Below are 318 nucleotides of genomic sequence, written 5' to 3'. Positions count from 1 at the left end.
TGGAGCAAAAGTACTCGTAAAAATCTGTACTCTATCTTTATTCAATGTAAATGCATCACCATTTGTATTAGAGAAAACTAAATCTCCTGCACCATAACCTGTCTTTTGAACAGTACCAAAATCAAATGTGTAAGCTACAGTTTCAACTGCTGCTTCAGCTTTTACGGTGATTTCAAACACTTTAGTGTCTGTTGCTTCACCATTTGTTAAAGCTGCTGTTAATGTTACTACTGTATCAGCTGCTGGTTTAGTGTATGCACCATCGTTGCCTAATACTTCTGGATGTGATGATGTCCATACTACTGTTGTACCGTTTGC

1 protein-coding gene is annotated in these 318 nt (G+C 37.4%); it reads right to left on the bottom strand.

Annotated features, from left to right (window positions below):
* The coding region (locus tag ABOA88_RS24085; RefSeq protein ID WP_440128004.1) for an immunoglobulin-like domain-containing protein at positions 1 to 318 on the bottom strand (318 nt) is incomplete at both ends.

Source organism: Pseudomonas sp. PKS, assembly GCF_051913525.1.
Classification (GTDB): Bacteria; Pseudomonadota; Gammaproteobacteria; order Pseudomonadales; family Pseudomonadaceae; genus Aquipseudomonas; species Aquipseudomonas guariconensis_D.
Note: the sequence above shows the minus strand (reverse complement) of the source record. Positions and strands in the feature narration are given on the sequence as shown.